A 23270-nucleotide genomic window follows, 5' to 3' on the forward strand; every position below is an offset into this window, starting at 1 on the left:
TGAAATGGATTGTCACTATATCTTTATTAGTTTTTTTTCAATCGGTTTTTGGACAAATCGATTTGGAAGAAGAGACTAAAGATCCACGCGTAGTTGTTTGGGAAGGTGTTAAGTTTAGGCTTGACACTTCTAATGTAGACTCTATTTCATCTTTTAAGGAAAGCATTGATTATCACAATCCTTATTCTTTTAGTTTCAATTCTAACTTTTTCAATTCTAACTTTTTCAATTCTTTGAGTTTCCTTGGTTCTCAGAGAATCAATCAGGATAGAGGATATGATATGTTTTCTTCTTTATTCTCTGATTATCGTTTTGGATCAGACCAAAAATATTTTAATGTTACTGCTCCTGTTACTCTTGCCAACTATTGGATAGGACCTAAGGAAGAGCAAGGAATAGAGGTTTTTCACTCTCAAAATATCTCTCCTGGGTTTAATTTGTCTGCTAGATATAGGAATGTAAGTTCTGATGGAGTATTTCCGAATCAATCTACAAAGAATTCAAGTTTTACTTTGGGTGGTAATTATTTTAATAAAACAGGAAGTTATCTATTGTTTTTTGACTTTGGAGTTGATAATTCTGAGGTTTCTCAGAATGGTGGACTATTTGAATCTGATACAGTTGGGACAAGTGAGTTGGAAAGTAACCCTCTTAATAATGACGCTTTAATTGAAAGTGGGTATTTGAATGATAGAGATTTTCACTTCAATATTCAACAGTATGTTTTTTTGAAAAATGATTCATCTGGTCATTTTGGTTTTACGCACTCTGCTGGTTTTGGGCAAAGGAGAAATAGGTTTGTTGATAATAATACTGATTCTGCTCATGTTTCGATTTATGATTTACCTTCTGAGATTGGTTGGATGACCAGTGAATTGAGATCCAGATCTTATGAAAATGAATTTGGGTTAAGCTTTAAGCATAAAGGTTTGGTTTTAGACGGTGGTTTTGGTTTGTGGGGATCTGAATATGATTATAAGTCAACTTTTCATGATTCTAGTCTCAATAGACAATTCTTATTCGTTGACGGGAGTTTAAATATATCTGATGATTTATTATTATCCTTTGGATCTGAATATACTATAACTGGTTTCAATAGTGGTGGTTATGAATCATCTGTAAATGCTGATTATTTCTTTGGAAGTTCGGATAACTGGGATGTGGGGATACACTCTTCGCTGACTGAAAGAATGCCTTCTATTCAGTTTTTATGGTTTGAATCTAATAAGTCGATAGGTTGGCGAAATAATGACCTTGATAAGCCTCAATCATTTAATAGTGGAGTTTATATAGAGGAAAGAAGTTGGTTTAGACTTGGTGCTGAATACCATAGAACTGACAATTACTTGTTTTATGATTCTGAGTTAATGATTTCACAGGAGGACTTAGAGTATTACAAATTATCATTTGAGCCTACTATCGATTTGGGGGTTGTTGGTTTTACTTCACGTTTGAATTATTTCATTGTTGAGTCTGAAACCTCTGTTCGTTTTCCTGAATGGAGAGCTACTGGTGATTTGTATTATGAGAATGACTTTTTTAAAGACGCTCTTAGGCTTAAGACCGGATTGAAGGTGCATTCAGAAGCAAGCTACACTGGCTATGGTTATGTCCCTCTTTACAGATCAGTTTATTTGCCTGATGAAACTGAAGATGTTGGTGGCTTTTTATTCCCTATTGTTTATGCAAATTTCACTGTTCAAAATGTGGAGATATTTGTGAGTGTATCGAATTTTTATTCTGATATAAATGAGAAAACACCACATATTGTAGATGGTTATCCATTACCTCCATCAGCATTGAGGTTTGGGTTAAGCTGGACTTTTTTCAGATAATAACTGGATTTAAATTAAGTCTTTCTCTTTTTCTTTTTAGCAGCTGGAAATAATACGTTATTTAAGATTAAGCGGTATCCCGGAGAGTTTGGGTGTAGATCTAAATCAGTTGGAGGGTCGCCAACAAAATGCTGGTAATCCTCGGGATCATGACCACCGTAAAATGTCCATTGGCCTTTACCGTATTTTCCATGAATATATTTAGCTGTCTTGAGAGCTTTAGTTTCTCCCATTATCAAAACATCAGACTTGATAGTCGATTTGTGATAAGCTGTAGTTTGCCCCATGAATCCTTTGATAACATTAGTATGGTTCTGACAGAGCATTGTTGGAACAGGATCCCATTTAGCTGAGAAATCAAAAAGTGAAAAAATATCCTGCTCTTCAGGTGTTTTATTATGTACTCGTGTTGCATCAATAGTTGAATACTCGTACTCGAGTGGATTCATCTTTAATTGATAGTTGTAAAAGGCAAAGGAATTGTCAAAGTTGAGTTTTTCCCGAGCATTTGGGTCTGCCGGATCGCCATCATACATGTATTCACAGATGTCTACATTACTCGCGGCAAGCGCTATGTCATACGAATCAGTACCAGAGCACATCGAAAAAAGAAAGCCTCCGCCAGCTGTATATTCCTGAATGTTTTTGGCAACCTGAAGTTTTAGTTCTGATACTTTACTGAACCCGAGTTCTTTTGCATCTTTCTCAGCATCGGCAACTTGTTTTTTGTACCAGGATGCATTTCGATAATTAGCATAAAACTTACCATACTGACCTGTAAAGTCTTCATGGTGCATGTGTAGCCAGTCGTACTCTGGGAGCTTATCGTTGATCACCTCCTTATCATATATTTTATCATAAGGAATTTCAGCATAGGTCAGAACCAGTGTCACTGCATCATCCCAGGGTTGTTTTCCTTTTGGCGTGTAAACTGCAATCTTTGGAGCTTTTTCGAGACGCATAACATCCATGTTAGCCTCTGGGTTACTGATTTCTTCTTTGATTGAAAGCGCTTGAGCATCGGCTATTGTTTGGTATGAAACACCTCTGATTGTGCATTCACTTTCAATTTCGCTATAATACTCAATTAAGAAACTTCCGCCTTTATAATTCAATAACCAATCAACTTTAGCGTTCTTAGTCAGAGCCCAATAGGCGATCCCATATGCCTTAAGGTGATTTTTTTGTGAATCTTCGTCCATTGGAACGAGGATCTTCCTGGCCTGGATCTGACCGAAAAAGAAAATGCAGAGAATAAATAAAAGTGCAGTTTTAGAAAGGAGCGCTTTCGTTTGAGGAGTAGTCATCGTTTTCAAGATCATCCATTCGGCTTTTTCTGATTTGTGTTGTATTGCCAAATTCGTCAGATGTTGGCATTTCCCCACTGTTGAAGTGGAACTCATCGCTGGTTTCTAAGTTGGTAAATTTAGCTAGATTAGCAATGAATTTTAGTTGTACATTTTCCAGCGCACCGTTACGGTGTTTTGCGATGATAATTTCCCCCATCCCTTCAAGACTTTCGCCCTCTTCATCAGTTTTGATGTCGTAATACTCTGGTCTGTAAATGAACATTACCATATCAGCATCCTGTTCAATTGCTCCTGATTCACGAAGGTCAGAAAGTTGTGGTTTCTTGTCGCCACCTCTTGTTTCAACAGCACGGCTCAACTGAGACAATGCTATAATTGGAACATTCAGTTCTTTGGCAATACTTTTTACAGAACGTGAAATGGTTGATATTTCTTGTTCACGATTTCCTTTTTCTCCGCCCGCTGTCATAAGCTGGAGGTAATCAATAATTACCATCTGGATATCGTGCTGGGCTTTGAGTCTTCTACATTTTGCTCTTAACTCAAAAACAGATAGGGCAGGTGTGTCATCAATGAAAATGGGAGCATCAGCCAATTTTCCAATTTTAGCGTGGAGCTGTTGCCATTCGTGATCCTGAAGTTGTCCTTTTTTGAGTTTTTCAGCCGGTAACTCTGTTTCAGATGCGATTAATCTATTTACCAACTGAAGGGATGACATTTCCAGAGAGAATACCGCAACGGGGTGATTAAATTCAACTGCTGTATTTCTGGCTAAAGAAAGTACGAAAGCTGTTTTACCCATACCAGGGCGAGCTGCAAGAACTACCATATCTGATGGTTGAAAACCGCTGGTTACGCGATCAAGATCATGGAATCCTGTTGGAATACCACTTACTCCATCAGTTTTGTGACTGAGATCTTCTACTTGCTTGATAGCTTGCTGGATCAATTCAGTCATTGAATCGTAATTCTTTCTTATGTTACCTTCAGCAACTTTAAAAAGGCTCGACTCAGCTTTGTCTAATAAATCAAAAACATCAGTTGTTTCATCATAAGCGTCTTTAATTGTATCTGAGGAAATACGAATTAATTCACGCTGAATATGTTTTTGGGAAATGATACGGGCATGAAATTCGATGTTGGCAGCTGAAGCAACTCGATTGGTGAGTTGTGAAATATAATATGGGCCGCCAACCAACTCCAGTTCGCCATTGGTTCTCAACTGCTCAGTAACAGTTAGTATGTCGATTGGTTTAGAATCGGCAAAAAGCGTGAGAATGGCACCATAAATTTTTTGATGTACCTCTTTGTAAAAAGACTCTTTTGAGAGTACATCAATAACATCGTTGACAGCTTCTTTTTCGAGCATCAACGCACCCAGTACAGCTTCTTCAAGATCGATAGCCTGAGGCGGCATTTTTCCCGGCTCAAAGGCTTGTGGAAGTGATGAAGTATCGATCTTTTTTTTACGGTTTTGTGCTGAGCTTTCTGCCATTTTATATATCCCTGTTATTGTTTAGCTGTTGTTTTCGTCTTTTTAGCTGGTTCTTTATATGCACCCATTGAGCAAAATTTCTCAATTCTTTGTTCAATTCTCTTTTCAGATGAGGAACCTTCAAGCGCTTTGATATGCTTCTTAATTTCTTTTTTTACATTTCCAAAAACTAATTCTCTGTCACTGTGAGCACCTCCGGGAGGTTCTTTAATAATCCCGTCAATGAGTTTATTCTTTAGCATATCTTTAGCTGTTAGCTTTAGAGCATTAGCTGCGATTTCCTTTTGCTCCCAGCTTCTCCATAAAATGGAGGAGCAAGATTCTGGTGAAATCACAGAGTACCATGTGTTTTCAAGCATTAGGACTTTGTCACCGATGCCAATTCCAAGCGCACCTCCTGATGCACCTTCTCCTATCACTATACAAACAACAGGAACTTTAAGTTGCGTCATTTCCATCAGGTTTCTCGCAATAGCTTCGCCCTGACCTCTTTCTTCTGCTTCTAAGCCCGGATATGCACCAGGTGTATCGATGAAAGTGACTACGGGTTTATTAAATTTTTCAGCGAGTTTCATCAACCTCATTGCTTTTCGGTAACCTTCAGGGTTAGCCATACCAAAATTGCGGTACTGCCGCATTTTAGTATTGATCCCTTTTTGATGTCCGATGAACATATAGGTTTTACCGTTGATTGAACCAAACCCACCTACAATAGCTTTGTCATCTTTGACATTTCGATCACCGTGGAGTTCTATAAAATCTCCATCAGTAATGTGCTCGATGTAGTCGAGTGTATATGGTCTATCAGGATGACGGGAAACCTGAACGCGTTGCCAGGGAGATAATCCTGAATATATTTCTTTCTTAGTATCCAGGATTTTGTTTTCCAAATCCTCGATGGTTTTTGAAGTATCGACTTTACTCTTTTCTTCAATGTCCTTAGCTCTGTCGAGTTGTTCGTAGAGCTCTCTAATAGGTTCTTCAAAGTCAAGATAAGTTGGCATAGGCACCAATTTGTTTATTCTCGAAGTTATAAATATTAATGCTTGATTGTAACATCTGTTGCAAAAAAATAAGGTCGCGAACCTACTGACTCGCACCCTATTTTACAAGTTAAATTTTACAATCGGTATTCTAAGTTTTTAACAACTTTGTTCTTCCATGACGAATATTCTCCACTTAATATTTTTTCACGAGCAGTTTTGACCAAATTTAAGTAAAAACCAATATTATGCACAGAAGCAATTTGAGCTCCAAGGTACTCTTTTGTTTTCATCAAATGGCGTAAATATGCTTTTGAATAGTCATGATCTACATAAGTCGTTCCTGCCGGGTCAACCGGAGAGTAATCATTTTTCCATTTTTCATTTTTAATATTGATTATTCCGTCCCAGGTGAAGAGTAATCCATGACGTGCATTTCTGGTTGGCATAACACAGTCAAACATATCAACGCCTCTTTCAATCCCTTCTAAAATATTTGCGGGAGTGCCTACTCCCATCAGGTAACGAGGTTTATCCTTTGGTAAAATATCGCAAACAAGCTCAGTCATCTTGTACATTTCTTCAGCGGGTTCGCCAACAGAGAGTCCTCCGATGGCATTTCCTTCAGCTTCTTGACTGGCAATTTCTTCAGCAGATTGCTTTCTCAATTCTTCATACGTACTTCCCTGTACAATAGGGAACAGTGCTTGATTGTAGTCGTAAATCGGCTCTGACCGTTGAAATTCATCAAGACACCTTTTTAGCCATCTATGCGTCATATGCATCGACTTTTTGGCGTAGTCGTAATCGCATGGGTAAGGAGTGCATTCGTCAAAAGCCATGATGATATCAGCTCCAATAGTTCGTTGAATTTGAGTGACATTTTCAGGTGAAAAGAAATGGCTTGTTCCGTCAATGTGCGATTTGAAAGTGACGCCTTCTTCAGTTATTTTTCTTTGATTCGAAAGCGAGTAAACCTGATATCCGCCACTATCAGTGAGCATCGGTTTGTTCCAGCCGATAAATTTTTGCAATCCGCCAGCTTGTTTAATTGTATCGAGGCCTGGTCTCAAAAAAAGGTGGTAAGTGTTGCCTAATATAATTTGGCTTTCAATGTCTTCCTTTAATTCTCGTTGATGAATTGTTTTTACTGATCCCACAGTGCCCACGGGCATAAAAATGGGTGTTTGAATTTTGCCGTGATCAGTGGTGATTTCACCAGCACGAGCATTTGAATTTGGGTCAGTTTTTTGTAATGTAAAATCCATGCGTTAAAAAATTGGCGCTCAAAAGTACAATTCTCTCTATCAATTCAGTGGTTATCCTACTTTTGAAACCCATGACAGAAAAACATCTTCAATTAATATTTATCGTTTTTATAGCTTTCACCGTACTGCAGTTGCTCTATACGGTGTTTGTTCAAATGCGTTTTATTTTTCGGGTTAAGAAAGAAAAGAAGCGAGATTTACCGTTACGGTCAGAGCCGGTATCTGTTGTCATTGCTGCCCGAAACGAGGAGTCAAACCTCAGGGAGAATTTACCTGCTATTCTGTCTCAAAACCATCCGAATTACGAGGTTGTTGTTGTGAACGATCGGTCAAATGACGATACCGCACTTGTATTACGAGAGTTTGATCGACAAGTTGACCATTTGAAGGTGTGTAAAATTGAAGACGACAAAAAAGGCGAATGGGGAAAGAAATACGCACTTACCATTGGGTTGAAGGCTGCAAAAAACGATCGGGTTGTGCTTACTGATGCTGATTGCAAACCTGCTTCAGATTTATGGTTGCAGAGAATGAGTTTGGGTCTTACCGAAAAAGAAATTGTTTTAGGTGTTTCACCACTCCTTTCTAATGGCGGTTTTTGGGGTAGGTTTATGGAAGTTGATGCGCTCAAAATAGCATTTCAGTATATCACTTTGGCGATGTGTGGAATGCCTTACATGGGAGTTGGAAGAAATATCGCTTATCGTAAGGGCTTGTTTTTCAGTAAAAAAGGATTTTCGAAACACATGCATTTATCATCTGGAGATGATGATTTGTTTGTAAATGAAGCTGCAAATGCTAATAATACTGCCGTAGTGACACACCCTGATGGGTTTACTTTTTCTAAAACAGCACGAAACCTGAATCAGTTTATTAATCAAAAGAGGCGTCACGTCTCAACTTCGCCTCATTATCGCATTAACACTAAATTAACGCTTTTAAGCCTGTCATTTAGTCAATATATAGTGTTTGGTCTATTTGTTGTGCTATTAATCACTGAAACTCACATACAATTAGCCTTATCTTTGTTTTTTGTGAGATATTTAACAGAACAAGTACAATGGATTGCTTGTTGTAGTGTTATAAAAATGAAGAAATTAGCTCCATACAAAATTATATACGATATGATTTCTCCATTTGTTTACGGATACATTGGAGCTATAGAATTAAAGAATAGGAGTACAGCATGGAAAAGAAGGATGTAAAGCATTTAAATACGAAGGCACGAGCAGACTGGGAGCTTATTCAAAAAGCTAAAGATGGTGATGAGATGGCTTACGACCAACTGATGAGTAAGTATTATCACCATGTATATATGGAAGTGTTAACCAGAGTTAAGCGTGATGAAGTTGCACGAGATTTAGCAATTGAGGCTCTGACCAAGGCATTTACACAATTACACACTTACGAGCCGAGGTTTGCTTTTAGCACGTGGTTAAAACGTGTTACTGTCAATCACACGATTGATTACTTACGTAAAAAACAACTCAATACTACTTCGATTGACGAGGTGATTAAAAATGAAGATGGTGAGATGAGTATTCAAATTGAATCTTCTGCTTTGACTCCTCAACAACAGTTTGAGAAAAGCCAGCGTATTGATATTGTGCGTAGTTACGTGTCTAAATTGAAAGATGCCTACCGCAGTTTGATCGAGTTGCGTTATTTCAATGAATTGTCTTATGAAGAGATTGCTCAGCAACTTGGTATTCCGCTCGGTACAGTGAAAGCGAGATTGCACCGTGCAAAAGGAATGCTCAATCAAATGATGGTAGGTTCAAGACACACGATATAATCAATTACTTTTGCGGCATGAACGCTGCAGAATTAATTGAAAAATATTTTGAGTTAAATGATGAAGAGCGACTTAGGTTTCAAAAACTTGAGTCGCTCTACTTGTTTTGGAACGATCAGATCAATGTTATTTCCAGAAAAGATACTGATCAGCTTTACGAGCGTCATGTATTACATTCGCTTGGAATAGCGAAATTTATTCAGTTTCAACCCGGAACGAAAGTTTTAGATATTGGCACGGGAGGTGGTTTCCCGGGTATTCCTTTGGCGATTATGTTTCCTGATGTTCAGTTTACACTTGTCGATAGTATTGGTAAGAAAATAAAAGTGGTCAATGCCGTGAAAGATGAGTTGGGTTTAGAAAATGTAACGGCTCATCACCAACGTGCTGAAAAGGTCAAAGGGAAATTCGACTTTGTGGTAAGTAGAGCGGTTACAAAACTCAAACCACAGTGGAGTTGGATCAATAAAAAAATATCTGCCGAATCATTCAATATTCTACCCAACGGTTTCATCGGCCTCAAAGGAGGCGATCTTACAGAAGAAGTAGAAGAAATGCACTTCGATGTTGAGGAAATCCCCCTCTCAGCGTTTTTTGAAGAGCCCTTCTTTGAAACCAAGAAAATAGTTTATGTTGCTAAGCCCTGATTTAAATCTTGTTTATGTGTTTAAAGTGTTTAGGTCGAGGTTGAGGCTAAGGAGGTTTGGTGTTTGTAGGTTGGGAGGTTTGAGACCGAGGACAAGCTGAAAATGCTGACCGCAAGCGTCAGTAGTAAAGAGGTGTTCTAATGATGTTTTTTGGAGGTCGTTTGGTAGTTGGGGAGTTGGCGGGTTTGTTTGATCTAGATTTGAGGTCAAGGAGAGGCTGCATTTTATCTGCGATCATCTGCTAAATCTGGCGGCATTTGCGTGCAATCCTAATTACGCTGAACAAACTGGTTTTCGCTGTTACATTTAAGAATTAGAGCCCTTGCAGGTTAAAGTCAAGGCTGGGGAGCAACCTTTGAGCTCAACTTTAGCAAAAAGCAACAATTGAAATTTTATTATTGGCGATAAATTGCATACAATACTCATTTACCCCCCCCTCTTGGTTGTTCATTAGTAATTTAAGCTGCTCCGTTAAAATGGATATTGTCTTGTCTTTCTCCTCCAACAAGCGTTCATAAAAGCGGTATTGCTCATGGGCTACACTATTTTTTAAAACATTTTCTGAATCAAACATATAAACTTCATAAGGCTCTATCTCCAATATTTCACAAATATGTTCAAGCCTTTCAGTATTCAATGGTCTTTCCCCAGTTTCAATCATGGAATAGGCTCTGGTTGAAATATCGAGTTCTCTTGCTATGTATTCCTGGGATAGATTTTTGAGTTCTCTTATTTTCCTTAATTTGTAATTAATGGTAGCTTTTTTCATGGTGAGGTGTTTGGCTGTACTTCAAAATTTGAACAAATAGTTTATTTTTTGAAGTTCTGCAGCACTGGTAAAAGATAATGTGGTTATTTCTTTGGGTAAATTTAAAAAATAATTGTATTATGAAAAAGTTAACCTTAGTCTCAGGACTTATCGTATTATTTGCAGGAATATTGATCTATGGATGCAAAAAAGAATCGCTCGAACCAGGTACCCAGCCAGGATCGAGTATTAATGTCACATCGTCTACTATTTCTTCAAACTATTCCTGGGTTGGAGAATTACACAACAAAAGCTTGGAAGAAATTGGAAAATTGAATGATTTCCCCGATGTTACAGCTCAACAAGTTGACTCGACAATCGAAGTTACTATGGAAAATTCACCACATGTTGTTGATAGCTTAGATCCTAGCTTTTTACCTGAACTGAGGAATAGCGAGTTAGATTATATTTCATCTAATTCCTACGACAATATTGTTGACGACTTAAAAAATAGTAGTTCCATATCAAGTGATGTGGCAACCAAGCTGTATGAATTAGAAAATATTGTAGACTCCTCAAATACGTTAAATGAGGCACTTGATGGCCTTAATTCATTTGAAAGTGAAATTGAAAGCTCTGATAATTTTTCTGATAAAGAAAAAACAGGGATTATTGGATCATCAATAATCGCAAGGTATAGCTTAACTTTTTGGAATTTAGCTATAAATGACACGGAAAACAATTGGCACACATTCATTATTACTGAAACTGGAGGTAGCGATGAATTTCCTTCAATTTTTGGTAGAACATTCAGAGATGTTCGAGGATTTGTTCGAGCATTTTTTGATCATTCTGGCAAGATAAAAGAAAGAATAGATAAAGGTAAAAGCTGGTCAACTGTGTTATCAGGCCCCAAGTAATCATCATTGCTTTTTAAATTAATTACTTTTGGAAGTAAAGATAAAGACCTGGTGATTATTGTGAATTATTACCAGGTCTTTTATTAACTATAATTAATTTTTTTACATGTTACAAACAAGAACCGTTTGCATTTTCATCAATAAATTTATGGTTCATTTAAAAAATGATCAATAATGGTGTCAAAGTTTTTAACATTATCAGTTATTCTGTTATTAAGCTATTCTAACTTATATAGCCAATCAAAAAAACTAAAAGGAGTAGCCATTGATAAAGAATCACAAAAAAGTATTCCATTTGTACATTTTGCAAGTACATCAAATCAGGGGGTTGGCTTTATTTCTTCAGAATATGGTACTTATGAATTTCAACTGAACCTCGATAAAAATGACACCATAAAAGTAAGCGTAATTGGATACAAAAGTCTCAAAATTCCAGTTTCAAAACTCGTTAAAACTGATACAGTTTACATGGAAAGCAAGCGCATAGAATTGGGAGAGTTCGTTGTTTCGGCTGACCCTAAAACTCCCTTAGAGATTTTTGAGGGGGCGTTAACTAATTTCAATAACAAAGAGTACAAAAATCAGGGCTTCATAGCTGGGTATGAAGAATTACTTGTCAGTGAAAATAAACGAGACACTTCATATTTAAAAGCAAACTGTTTGATCACTGATTATTCCCCCAAAGAAAAAACAGGGTTCTTAAATGGGAAGTTTTATGAAAGAGTAGCATTAATAGATGTAGATTCTTTTAAATTGAACACAACATATACAAGAAAAATGAATCATTTACTACATACGGTTTTGGAAACAAAAGTCAATGATCTAACATCATCTTACAAAATCTTTGAGTATGAAGTAACAGATACTACTCTTAACGATAAGGGACATGTTATATATAGGATTTTAGGCAGTTATAGTGATGGTTCACCTGGACTAGAAGCTGTTGTAGATGTCACAAATAATAGTTTTTTGGAGTTGACTAAGTCTTTATCTTGCGTTGAGGATGGGATATTGGAATACCGTGTTGTTTTTAGTGAATACATTGACGATGGGCTTCCCACAAGGCTTGAAATGTCTATATGTAGTGACAAGCCTGATTTTTTAGAAAAGAAATATAAAGGTACGTCTGTCAGAGTATCACTTACTATTCACGAGAAAGTGACTATTCCAGTAAAAACAGAAAGCTGGGTAGAGGGATCTATGTTCAATGGAGAAATAGACTTAGAGTTAAAAGAAAAACTAGGGTATTGAGGCGTAAGGTATGATTTTAAGAATCAGTAAGCTGCAACTCATTCAAGTTTTGATAAACCCCATTTTCTTTTTGAATGAGTTGTGAGTGATTTCCTTTTTCAACGATTTCACCATCTTTCAGAACCACAATTTCGTCAGCGTTTTTGATTGTGCTCAGTCGGTGAGCAATCACAATACTTGTTCTGCCTTTCATCAATTTGTCGAGAGCATCCTGAACGAGTTTTTCAGATTCTGAATCCAGTGAAGATGTAGCCTCATCGAGGATGAGTATTTTAGGATTTTTCAGAACCGCACGGGCAATAGCAATCCTCTGTCTTTGTCCGCCAGATAATTGAACACCGCGTTCCCCAACAATAGTATCCAACCCTTCCTCAAATCGTTCAATAAATTCGAGAGCATTCGCCTTTTTAGCAGCTTCAACAATTTCTTCTTCTGAAGCTTCTGGATCTCCGTAAGCAATGTTCTCTCTGATTGTTCCGCCAAAAAGAATTACTTCCTGAGGCACAACAGCCATTTGGTTACGTAGGTTATTGAGTTTGTATTCCTCGGCTGGCTTGTCGTCAAAAAATAATTGTCCCTCACTAGCGCCATAAAAGCGCAAAACCAATTGAATAAGTGTGGATTTACCAGCTCCTGATGGGCCTACAATCGCCAGGTTCTGACCGTGATCAATTTTGAGATCAATATGCTTGAGAACCTCGTGATTTTTTCTGCTGGGGTAGTGGAAGGAAACATTTTTGAATTCGATGATACCTTTGAAACCATCGAGCTTTTGCGCCTTTTGAGAAATTTCAAGAGGTTCGGTTGATTCGTCCATTAAATCGAAAAGGTGTTCGGTGGCTCCAACTGCCTTTTGAATACGGGCAAATAAATCGGCAGTACCACCAAAAGATGCGCCAACAAAAACGCTGTATAAAATGAATGAAAACAGTTCACCAATCTTAATTTCACCAGCTTCTTTGAGCAAAACGCCCTGCCAAATAACCAAAACGATTGAACCGAAAAGCGCAAAAATGATGAAGCTGGCAAATCCGCCACGCCAAGTAGCACCTTTCATCGCAATCTTCCTGATTTCATTTGTGCTTTTTGTGTAACGAGCAATTTCAAAAAACTCATTGGCAAATGACTTCACATTGGCAATGCCGGTAAAAGTCTCCTCAACAATAACATTTGATTCTGATACTTTATCCTGCGTTTTCTTTGACAGCTTTTTAATGAACTTACCAAAGAAAATAGCGATAACAATCATCACCGGTAAAGTCGCCATCATGATGAGTGTAAGTTTCCACGAATAGAAAATGAGAAGCGCAACACCTACAACAATGATAATTATTTGGCGAATAAACTCGGCCAAAACTGTGGTAAACGCTTCCTGTAAAAGTGCAATATCAGCGGAAATACGGCTGTTCAGTTCTCCAACTCGCTGGCTATTGAAAAAGCTCATCGGTAACTTGAGAAGATGCTTATAAGTATCTTGCCTCAACTTAGCGAGCATCCTTTCCGTGACATCATTGAATATATAGATTCTGAAAAATGAAAAGATTGCATTGAGCCCAAAAATCAAGAAAAGAGCGAGCGCAACATCATTTATGTTATCGAGGTTTAGTAAAGAATCCTGGTCAGATCCGGTTGATGTTCCGGCATCAACCAGTTTTCCGGCCAACCCGGGGAAAACCATGGATGCCAGGCTGGAAAGGAGAAGGAAAACTAACCCAATGCTGAATTTACCGCTGTAAGGTTTGAGATATGCGAAAAGTCGTAAAGCCTTTTTCCAGGCTTGTTTTGAAACTTTAACCTTTTCTTTCTTATTTCGTTTTGGTGCAAACACTAGTATAGAATTTTGCGCAAAAGTAAATCTTTCAACTACTCCGTTGTCATGTAAGAGTAAAGGAGTTTGAAAATGATTGCATCTTAATTTTGTTCAAAAGCAAAAATTAAAATACATTTGCAGTCCTTTAAGAAATAGCAATAGCTCGAAGATATGAAACGTACATTTCAACCATCAAATAGAAAGCGTAAAAATAAGCACGGATTCAGAGAAAGAATGTCTTCTAAGAACGGACGCAAAGTTCTTTCTCGTAGAAGAGCTAAAGGTCGCAAGAAAGTATCTGTTTCTAGCGAATCACGTCACAAGCGCTAATTAAACGATACGTAAAAGAATTCAGCCTTTCCTGTTTTCAGGAAGGGCTTTTTTTATTCGTGAAACTCAGGTTTCAGGAACGAAGTGAACTGAAATTTGTAAGTTGAACGAATCCCGATAGCGAAGCTTGTCGGGATAATTAGATTAAGCTTCCAAAGATGGACTCGTAATTAAAGCGTTCTGATTTTGATATCTTTTTAGCCTGCTTTGATGAGTTCACTTGTACATAATCGGTAAGTCATTCATGACGTCTTCATCGAGGAGGGCGTGACCCTTTTCTAACTCGATGAAATTTTGGCTCTGACCAATAGATTTACTGAATTCTCTTCCAATTTTTGGCGGAATTACCCGGTCGTATTTCCCATAATATTGATAAACCGGAATTTCCTTATCAACAATAGTCTTTTTCACTTCATCCATATTTGGATTTAGCTTCCTGTAAGTGAGCCACACCGTTTTGGCTAACTCTCTTTGACGGTCAGATCCGAGATTGTGCTCAGCGAATTTTTTCAGCCTCGGGTGAACCAGCTTGAGTTTAGTCGAAAAATTCATAAGGCTCTGAATAGCGTGTGGACTTTCCAGTAAATACCGGTAAGTTTTTCGTCCTATCACCGAGTTTGTGGCAAGCTTATACCAAAAGTTGACCTTCACACCATCCGGAGCAAAAAGCCAGATTTCATCAATAATCTCAGGCATTATTTTAACAGTGGAAAGAGCGATTTTTCCACCAAGACTGTACCCGCAAACTGATATTTTAGTAAGGTTCAATTCCTTTGTGAATGACCCAAGGGCAGTTGCTAATTCCTTTTTTGTGATAGGAGCTGAGTCGTTTCGCGATTGTTTAAAAGAGCTATTCCCGTGGTGAATAAGGTTGAAAGCGTAAACAGTGTAGTCAGTTCCAACTCTTGACGCAAAAGGTTTAAAATCTGATGCATGCCTGCCGAACCCGTGAAACGCAAGCATCGGTTTTTTTCCCGAACCGTAGATGTGATACTCTAGTTTAGCGTGTTTAGTTGTGAATAAATTCCGATTCATACCTGTTTTTTAACCAATGAGTTTAGCCTGAAATTTTACATTTGCAGGAATATTTTCACCAGCGCAAAATTGCGATATCATGCCGAAAGATAACTCAATCAAATCAGTACTTATTATTGGAAGTGGTCCAATCGTAATTGGGCAGGCCTGCGAATTTGATTATTCAGGTTCACAAGCAGCAAGATCACTGAAGGAAGAAGGAATCGAAGTTACACTGATAAATTCGAATCCGGCAACAATCATGACTGATCCTGTAACAGCCGATCATGTTTATTTGCTTCCATTGACAGTTGATTCAATTCGTCACATTCTTTCAGAACGCCAAATTGATGCAGTTCTCCCAACAATGGGTGGTCAAACGGCTTTGAACCTCGCGATTGAGTGCCAGGATCACGGCTTATGGAAAGATTTTGGTGTGAAAATGGTTGGTGTTGATATCGATGCGATTGAAATCACTGAAAACCGTGAGGCTTTTAGAAAGTTGATGAGTGATATTGGTGTTGGTGTTGCGCCATCCGGTACGGTGAAATCATTTCTTGAAGGAAAAGAAATAGCACAGGAACTCGGTTTTCCGTTGGTGATTAGACCTTCTTACACGCTTGGTGGATCAGGAGCTTCTTTTGTTCACACACAAGAACAATTTGATAAACTGCTCAACCGCGGCCTTCATGCTTCCCCAATTCATGAAGTGATGATCGATAAGGCAGTACTCGGTTGGAAAGAATATGAGTTAGAGCTGCTTCGCGATAAAAATGATAACGTCATTATCATTTGTTCTATCGAGAACATGGATCCGATGGGAATTCATACCGGTGACTCCATTACGGTTGCTCCGGCAATGACATTATCTGATACAACTTATCAACGCATGCGTGATATGGCGATCAAGATGATGCGTGCTATTGGTGATTTCTCAGGAGGTTGTAATGTGCAATTTGCGGTTTCACCAGATGAGAAAGAAGATATTATCGCAATTGAAATCAATCCAAGGGTTTCTCGGTCATCGGCACTTGCGTCAAAAGCCACAGGTTATCCAATTGCCAAGATCGCTGCAAAGCTCGCACTTGGTTACACGCTTGATGAATTGAAAAACCAAATCACGAAAACCACATCAGCGTATTTTGAGCCAACACTGGATTATGTAATTGTCAAAATCCCGAGGTGGAACTTTAATAAATTCAAAGGATCTGACCGTGAACTTGGCTTGCAGATGAAATCTGTTGGTGAAGTGATGGGAATAGGGCGCAACTTCCAGGAAGCCCTTCAAAAAGCCTGTCAGTCACTTGAGATAAACCGAAATGGACTCGGTGCCGATGGTAAAGAATGGCGCGATCAAGACAGGATTTTAGAAAGTTTAAAACATCCTTCGTGGAATCGACTTTTTCACCTTTACGATGCTGTGAAGTTGGGTATTCCATTCAGCACTATTCACGATATTACCAAAATTGATAAGTGGTTCTTACATCAAATTGAGGAGTTGATTTCAATTGAGAACGAGATTGAAAAATACAACCTTGACTCATTGCCAAAAGACTTGTTACTCAAAGCAAAACAAAAAGGTTATGCTGATAGGCAAATAGCGCACTTACTGCGTTGCTTGGAAAGCGAGCTCCATGAGAAACGCACTCAAATGAACATCAACAGGGTTTACAAGCTCGTTGATACTTGTGCAGCAGAGTTCCCGGCAGAAACACCTTATTATTATTCAACTTTTGAAGAAGAAAACGAATCACCAAAGAGTGATCGCAAGAAAGTTGTGATTTTAGGTAGTGGTCCAAACAGAATTGGGCAGGGAATAGAGTTTGATTACTGCTGTGTTCACGGTGTTTTAGCGGCAAAAGAAGAAGATTACGAAACAATCATGATCAACTGTAATCCTGAGACTGTTTCAACAGACTTCGATACAGCTGATAAACTCTATTTTGAGCCGGTTTTTTGGGAACATATTTACGACATCATTAAGCACGAAGACCCGGAAGGTGTTATTGTGCAGCTTGGCGGACAAACAGCACTAAAGCTTGCTGAAAAACTCGAGCGATATGGCATCAAAATTCTCGGCACCAGCCACAGGACGCTTGATATGGCTGAAAACCGTGGAGAGTTTTCTGATTTACTCAAGAAACTGGAAATACCTTATCCAGAATATGGATCTGTAGATACGGCTGATGAGGCAATTGAGTTATCGCGTGAAATTGGTTTCCCACTATTGGTCAGACCCAGCTATGTTCTTGGAGGTCAGAGCATGAAAATCGTGATTAACGAACAAGATTTGGAACATCATGTAGTGAATATCCTGCGCGATTTACCTGGAAATAAAATTCTTCTCGATCATTTCCTTGATGGAGCAATCGAGGCTGAAGCAGATGCGATTTGTGACGGAGAGGATACGCTCATCATGGGGATAATGGAGCACATAGAACCAGCCGGAATTCACTCAGGTGATTCTTATGCTGTATTACCTTCATTTGATATGAATGATGATGTTCTCGATCAAATAAAAGAGTACACAAAAAAGATTGCTGTCGCCCTTGAAACAAAAGGATTGATCAATATTCAGTTCGCTATTAAGGACAATAAAGTCTACGTCATTGAAGCTAACCCAAGAGCATCACGAACAGTGCCATTTATCGCAAAATCTTATGGCCAGCCATATGTTAACTGGGCAACAAAAGTAATGCTGGGAACTCATAAAGTGAAAGACTTTGATTACGATCCAAAGCTCGATGGTTACGCAATTAAAATTCCGGTTTTTTCATTTGATAAATTTCCTGATGTTGATAAAGAATTAGGTCCTGAAATGAAATCTACCGGTGAAGCGATACGTTTCATCAATCACTTGAGAGATCCATTTTTCAAAAAGGTTTACGCTGAACGCAACCTATATTTGAGTAAATAAGATGACTTACCAGGCTGATTTTATCGGATTACTGAGAACCATAGCAATAATTGCACTCATCTACTTTGGCATAAAGTTGATCGCGAGATACGTATTGCCATTTTTGCTGAGGTGGGGAGCTAAAAAAGCTCAGGAAAAGATGTATGATGATATGAATCAGCGTCAGCAAAACCGTCAGAACCAGCGATCTGATAAACAGCAGGTGAAGGATGACGGAAAAGTGAAAATTGAATACATCAAGAAAAAAAAGCGACAATCGTATTCAGATAATGATGGTGAATACGTAGATTTCGAGGAAATTAAAGACGATTAAACCAAACTAATATGCAAATCGACAAGAACAAAGCCCTAATCCACGGAATAGCTATAGTTTTATTTTTAGTCATTAGCGGAGTGTTTTTCTCACCTGCTTTTCAGGGTTTTGTTTTGTCACAGGGCGATATTCAGTCCTGGGTAGGAATGTCACGAGCCATTCTGGATTACAGAGAAGCTTACGGTTCTGAACCACTTTGGACTGCTAACATGTTTGGCGGAATGCCGGCTTTTCAAATATCCATGATTACTGATGGTAATTTATTGGGCTACATCAATGAACTGAGAAATATATACCCTAGACCACCATTTTATTTCTTCGTTATGATGTCTTCCTTTTATATCCTGATGCTCACATTAAAAGTAAGACCAAGGCTGGCAATATTAGGAGCACTGGCATTTGCTTTTTCAAGCTTCTTCATGATTTCACTAGAAGCCGGACACAATAGTAAAATTGATGCAGTAAGTTATTTGCCAGCCATAGTTGCCGGTATGATTTTAGTAGTAAGAAAGAAGTACATTCCGGGCAGTATTTTAACAGCCGTGGCACTCAGTCTTCAAATAGCTGCAAATCACTTTCAAATTACGTACTACACTGCTATAACATTACTGGTAATCGGAATTGCTGAAATGGTCAGAGCCCTCAAACAGCAGGAGCAAAAACACCTATTAAAAGTGATTGGTTTCCTCGTTGTTGCTGCGCTATTAGCAGTGAGTTCAAATATCACACGTTTGTGGACAACTTATACTTATGTTGAGAGCACGATGCGTGGCGAGAATGAGCTCACGATTGAAGCTGATGGTGCAAAAAACTTAACAGGTCAGGAGTCTGGCCTGGATAAAGATTACATCACCAATTGGAGCTTGGGTATTGGTGAAACCTGGTCGCTTTTATTTCCAAATGCAAAAGGTGGACCTACTGGAGCAATCGGCAATAACGAAGATGCTCTTGAGGAAGTGTCACCAAGAGCGAGACAGTATGTAGGACAAATGAACCAATATTGGGGAAATCAACCTTTTACAGCCGGACCGGTTTATGTTGGGGCAATCATTGTTTTATTATTTTTTCTAGGAGCATTCACCGTTAAACACTGGCTTAAATGGCCTTTAGTTGTGCTCACGGCATTGAGTATCATGCTGGCATGGGGTAAAAACTTCATGTGGTTTACTGAACTGTTTATCGATTATTTCCCGATGTACAACAAGTTCAGATCCGTAACCATGATGCTGATGGTAGCCGAGTTTGCGATGCCTCTTTTGGGAGTGTTATTTTTAAAAGAGTTAATTGAGAAAAACAATTTTTGGAAAGAAAATAAAAAGAAAATATTGACCGTATCAGGCGTATTAGCTGGGATCATGATTCTTTTTATGATAACACCTTCTTCTTTTTTCGACTTTTACGCCAATGGCGAATTAGCAAGGTTCGAAGCACAAAAAAGCTCAAATCCGCAAGCTGCCAGTCAAATTGATATGATGCTGGCAGAATTAGAAAAAGCGAGAGAATCCATCTTTAAAGCTGATTTACTGCGCAGTTTCTTTTTAGTTCTTCTAGGATTTATAGGAGTATTTTTGATCGGAGTCAAAAAGATTCAGCCAAAAGTTATTGTTCCGATTTTAGCGGCAGTTATTCTACTCGATTTGTGGTTTGTTGATAGAAGATATATCCACAATGATAAAAACGGAAGAAATTACGAGAAGTGGGTGAAAAAAGAAGGTCAAAGACAACCTTATAAAGCTCAGCCTTACGATCTTCAAATATTACAGTCAGAACTCCAAAACCGGCCTAAAGTATCTCAGGAGGTGGAAAAGAACATGGCCGAGCTTCAACAAAAAGAAGGAAACCTCGATGAATCTGATAGAAACAAAGTCATGTTTTCTACACTTGATTCAATGAGTAACTATCGTGTGCTCGATCTTGTAAACAACACGTATAATAGTTCTCGTTCATCGTACTTCCACAAAACTATTGGCGGTTATAACGCAGCTAAACTCATGCGCTATCAGCAACTGATCGAGTTTCACATGAGCAGTGGAGGACAATTCAATCGTTCGGTTCTGAACATGCTCAATACAAAGTACATTATCCAAAAGACTCAAAATGGACCATCAGTTACTCAAAACCCAGAGGCTATTGGGCATGCATGGTTAGCGAAGAATGTGAATTGGGTTCCGAATGCTGATGAAGAAATCAAAGCTTTGGATAATTTCAACCCAAGAACAGATGTGGTGATCGATGAGCGATTTAAAGATGAAGTATCGCAGAACGATTACAGCCAGGAAGGAACAGTTACGCTGGAACAATTCAAGCTCAATGACCTCAAGTATTCAGTGGATCTTACCGAGAAATCGTTTATTGTGTTTTCTGAAATATTCTATCAGCCCGGTTGGCAAGCTTATATTGATGGTGAAGAAGTCGATCATATAAGAGTTAACTGGATATTGAGAGGTATGGAAGTAACTGCAGGAGAGCACGAGGTTGTATTTAAATTCCGCCCGGCAAGTTATGCGATTGGTGAAAAAGTTTCATTTGCCAGTTCCTTACTGTTGGTTCTGCTGGCTATTGGGGTTTTGATTAAAAGCCTGAGAGATAAAAATGAGTAAGCGAGTACTTATACTCACTTATTATTGGCCGCCTGGCTCTGGGCCGGGTGTTCAACGGTGGCTTAAGTTTTCAAAATACCTTGTTGAATTTGGCTGGGAACCAGAAATTGTAACGGTAAGGGATGGGAGTTACCCGTCTTATGATGAATCTTTAATAGATGAAATTCCTTCTGAAATAAAAGTTCACAAAACCAGAACCGTAGAGCCATTCAAGGTTTTTAATGTACTTACGGGGAAAAAAGGTAAAAAGTCATCTGTTGGAATGAGCGGAATTAAAGATTCCGGTTCTCCTGTGAAAAAGTTAGGCCTTTATGTAAGGGCAAACTTTTTTATTCCGGATGCCAGAATGGGTTGGAACAAGTTTGCTCAAAAAGAATGTGCTCAGCTACTCAATAATAATGATTACAGAGCAGTCATCACAACCGGGCCTCCACACAGTACGCATCTAATTGGGCTTAAACTGAAAGAAAAGTACGATGTAAATTGGATTGCTGATTTTAGAGATCCATGGACAGGGATTTATTACAATAAATTTTTACCGAGAACTGATAGTGCTAGAAAGAAGGATGAGGAATTAGAGAAAGAGGTGCTGAAGTCGGCTGACTCTGTCATCACTGTAAGTGAAGGACTTAAACAAGAGTTAGCTGTAATTTCAGGCAAAAAAAGCGGAATTGAAGTTTTGTTCAACGGTTTTGATACTGATGATTTACCTGATCGTTTTGAAAAACGGAAAGATTTCTTTGTGCTGAGCTATATCGGGAACTATAAAGATAATCAGGTTGTTCCAGAACTTGAATCAGCACTTGAAGAGTTGCGTAATGAAGATGAAGGTTTTAAAAATGACTTTAGACTTATCATTACCGGCAATATTTCACCACAAACTTCAAACAGATTTCAAAAAAGCCTGGGAAATGCTTTCATACAAGAAGGGTTTGTGCAGCATAAAGTAGCAGTTGAAAAGATGGTGAGCTCTGGAATGTTATTGTTTGTAATTCCAAAGACAGAAGGCAATCATTTAATTTTGACGGGGAAACTATTTGAATATTTAGCTTCAGGGAGTGACTTGTTGAACATTGGCCCTGTAGATGGAAATGCTTCTAAAATAATCAGATCTGCTGAGCGGGGTGAGATGTTTGATTACTCAGATAAAGCGTCAATCAAAAAAACTATTCTGAATAGTTATGAAAAATGGAAGCAGCGAGATAAGATAACTGAGAAATTTTTACTTTCTGACAAAGTGCTTCAATATTCACGTAAAGGTCAGGCAAAAGAGTTGATTAAAATCATTGAAAATTGCAGGAATGAAGATTAACCTCAAAGACTTTCAAAGAGATCATGCTTTCTACGGAAACATAAACATTGTTGCAACTATAAAGAGCTTTAACCTCCAGGCAATCCGCGAGCGCTACCTAAAGTCTCAAAAAAATGCTTCTGGTAGATCAGGTAGTGTAGAAAGAAGAAAGGTTGATAAAGGAGGCATTGTCTCCATGTCTTTGCACGAAGGGAAGCTTTCAACTAATGATGAATTTCGCGGAATTCCTGAGCCGCGCGGGATCGATTTTAAAAAGAATACTTTTTCCTTTTCGGCAGAGAAAGAGGTTTTTATAATCAGACCAAATGGTGAAAAGCAGACGATAAATAATCCGTGGTTCAGCTATATTCACACTGTTGAACTCAATCATGATGTTTCCAAAATTCTGGTTTCTTCATCGGGGTTTGACATGATTCTCGAGTATGATCTTGCAACAAATACCCAAACTGCAGAATGGCTGGCATGGGAGAATGGTTTTGATAAAGCAGTTGACCCGGTATCTGGAAAACCGTTTCAACTTACAAGGAATTCTGAGATGGCACCGAATGAAAACTACAAAGTAATTGACGATCCCGAGAATCAGGTTTTACCTACAGCAATGAGATCGGCATTTATCAATTCGGTTTCTTATTGCAAGAGTGAAAAAAGTGTGCTGGCTACATTTTTTCATGAAGGAGCCGTTTTTAAAATTGACTTGACTAATGGTCAGAACCAAAAGATGC

The 23270-nt window shown here is 38.4% G+C and carries 19 protein-coding genes; 12 read left to right on the top strand and 7 right to left on the bottom strand.

The features are described 5' to 3' along the window. The coding region (locus tag RI557_RS08565) for a putative porin (RefSeq protein WP_310683268.1) at positions 1 to 1835 on the top strand (1835 nt) is incomplete at its 5' end. A gap of 14 nt (positions 1836 to 1849) precedes the next feature. Here RI557_RS08565 and RI557_RS08570 read toward each other — a convergent pair. The 4 genes from RI557_RS08570 to tgt all read right to left on the bottom strand — a co-directional run bounded on the left by RI557_RS08570 (position 1850) and on the right by tgt (position 6891). Continuing rightward, positions 1850 to 3157, bottom strand: coding sequence for an asparagine synthetase B (locus RI557_RS08570; protein WP_310683270.1), 1308 nt, complete (start codon positions 3155 to 3157; stop codon positions 1850 to 1852). Beyond that, positions 3108 to 4640 (bottom strand): replicative DNA helicase, encoded by a 1533-nt coding sequence (gene dnaB / locus RI557_RS08575; RefSeq protein ID WP_310668513.1) that lies wholly within the window; start codon positions 4638 to 4640, stop codon positions 3108 to 3110. Before dnaB ends, RI557_RS08570 begins: the two co-directional genes overlap by 50 nt. Before the next feature lie 14 nt (positions 4641 to 4654). Then, positions 4655 to 5644 (bottom strand): acetyl-CoA carboxylase carboxyltransferase subunit alpha, encoded by a 990-nt coding sequence (locus RI557_RS08580; protein WP_310668512.1) that lies wholly within the window; start codon positions 5642 to 5644, stop codon positions 4655 to 4657. A 116-nt stretch (positions 5645 to 5760) separates the two neighbouring features. Then, on the bottom strand, positions 5761 to 6891 hold the full coding sequence (gene tgt / locus RI557_RS08585; protein ID WP_310683272.1) for a tRNA guanosine(34) transglycosylase Tgt: 1131 nt from the start codon (positions 6889 to 6891) through the stop codon (positions 5761 to 5763). Between the two features lie 71 nt (positions 6892 to 6962). Between tgt and RI557_RS08590 the strand changes: the two genes are divergently transcribed. The 3 genes from RI557_RS08590 to rsmG are packed head-to-tail and all read left to right on the top strand — an operon-like array spanning position 6963 to position 9333. Continuing rightward, positions 6963 to 8096 (top strand): glycosyltransferase, encoded by a 1134-nt coding sequence (locus RI557_RS08590; protein ID WP_310683274.1) that lies wholly within the window; start codon positions 6963 to 6965, stop codon positions 8094 to 8096. Then, the gene (locus RI557_RS08595) at positions 8078 to 8686 is read left to right on the top strand and encodes a sigma-70 family RNA polymerase sigma factor (protein WP_310668509.1); all 609 of its coding nucleotides are present in this window, start codon (positions 8078 to 8080) and stop codon (positions 8684 to 8686) included. Before RI557_RS08590 ends, RI557_RS08595 begins: the two co-directional genes overlap by 19 nt. Before the next feature lie 17 nt (positions 8687 to 8703). Continuing rightward, positions 8704 to 9333 (top strand): 16S rRNA (guanine(527)-N(7))-methyltransferase RsmG, encoded by a 630-nt coding sequence (gene rsmG / locus RI557_RS08600; protein ID WP_310683276.1) that lies wholly within the window; start codon positions 8704 to 8706, stop codon positions 9331 to 9333. 367 nt (positions 9334 to 9700) lie between these two features. On the opposite strand, the gene RI557_RS08605 is transcribed toward rsmG, so the two are convergent. Then, the gene (locus tag RI557_RS08605) at positions 9701 to 10102 is read right to left on the bottom strand and encodes a helix-turn-helix transcriptional regulator (RefSeq protein WP_310683278.1); all 402 of its coding nucleotides are present in this window, start codon (positions 10100 to 10102) and stop codon (positions 9701 to 9703) included. A 119-nt stretch (positions 10103 to 10221) separates the two neighbouring features. On the opposite strand from RI557_RS08605, the gene RI557_RS08610 reads away from it, so the two are divergent. Together RI557_RS08610 and RI557_RS08615 are read left to right on the top strand one after the other, a co-directional pair. Next, the gene (locus RI557_RS08610) at positions 10222 to 11001 is read left to right on the top strand and encodes a hypothetical protein (protein ID WP_310683279.1); all 780 of its coding nucleotides are present in this window, start codon (positions 10222 to 10224) and stop codon (positions 10999 to 11001) included. Between the two features lie 174 nt (positions 11002 to 11175). Further along, positions 11176 to 12252, top strand: coding sequence for a carboxypeptidase-like regulatory domain-containing protein (locus RI557_RS08615; protein ID WP_310683281.1), 1077 nt, complete (start codon positions 11176 to 11178; stop codon positions 12250 to 12252). A 16-nt stretch (positions 12253 to 12268) separates the two neighbouring features. Here the strand turns inward: RI557_RS08615 and RI557_RS08620 are convergent, their stop codons facing one another. After that, positions 12269 to 14080, bottom strand: coding sequence for an ABC transporter ATP-binding protein (locus RI557_RS08620; RefSeq protein WP_310668507.1), 1812 nt, complete (start codon positions 14078 to 14080; stop codon positions 12269 to 12271). Between the two features lie 153 nt (positions 14081 to 14233). Here RI557_RS08620 and rpmH point away from each other — a divergent pair, with 153 nt between their 5' ends. Continuing rightward, complete coding sequence (gene rpmH / locus RI557_RS08625; protein ID WP_310668506.1) at positions 14234 to 14392, top strand: 50S ribosomal protein L34; 159 nt, start codon at positions 14234 to 14236, stop codon at positions 14390 to 14392. Positions 14393 to 14608: 216 nt separating this feature from the next. Here the strand turns inward: rpmH and RI557_RS08630 are convergent, their stop codons facing one another. Further along, positions 14609 to 15427: an alpha/beta hydrolase gene (locus tag RI557_RS08630; RefSeq protein WP_310683283.1), complete on the bottom strand. Its 819-nt coding sequence runs from the start codon at positions 15425 to 15427 to the stop codon at positions 14609 to 14611. 79 nt (positions 15428 to 15506) lie between these two features. Here RI557_RS08630 and carB point away from each other — a divergent pair, with 79 nt between their 5' ends. From carB to RI557_RS08655, 5 genes are all read left to right on the top strand, one after another. After that, positions 15507 to 18323, top strand: coding sequence for a carbamoyl-phosphate synthase large subunit (gene carB / locus RI557_RS08635; RefSeq protein ID WP_310683285.1), 2817 nt, complete (start codon positions 15507 to 15509; stop codon positions 18321 to 18323). 1 nt (position 18324) lies between these two features. Beyond that, positions 18325 to 18636 (top strand): DUF4834 family protein, encoded by a 312-nt coding sequence (locus RI557_RS08640; protein WP_310683287.1) that lies wholly within the window; start codon positions 18325 to 18327, stop codon positions 18634 to 18636. An 11-nt stretch (positions 18637 to 18647) separates the two neighbouring features. After that, complete coding sequence (locus RI557_RS08645; RefSeq protein WP_310668502.1) at positions 18648 to 21236, top strand: YfhO family protein; 2589 nt, start codon at positions 18648 to 18650, stop codon at positions 21234 to 21236. Beyond that, a complete protein-coding gene (locus tag RI557_RS08650) occupies positions 21229 to 22548 on the top strand; it encodes a glycosyltransferase (protein WP_310668501.1) in 1320 nt (439 codons plus the stop codon). The genes RI557_RS08645 and RI557_RS08650 overlap by 8 nt, the downstream gene beginning before the upstream one ends. Beyond that, positions 22538 to 23270, top strand: a 733-nt coding sequence (locus RI557_RS08655; RefSeq protein WP_310683289.1) for a hypothetical protein, incomplete at its 3' end; no start/stop codon positions are given. The genes RI557_RS08650 and RI557_RS08655, both read left to right, overlap by 11 nt.

The organism is Salibacter sp. (assembly GCF_031581065.1).
In the GTDB taxonomy this organism is placed as follows: domain Bacteria; phylum Bacteroidota; class Bacteroidia; order Flavobacteriales_G; family Salibacteraceae; genus Salibacter.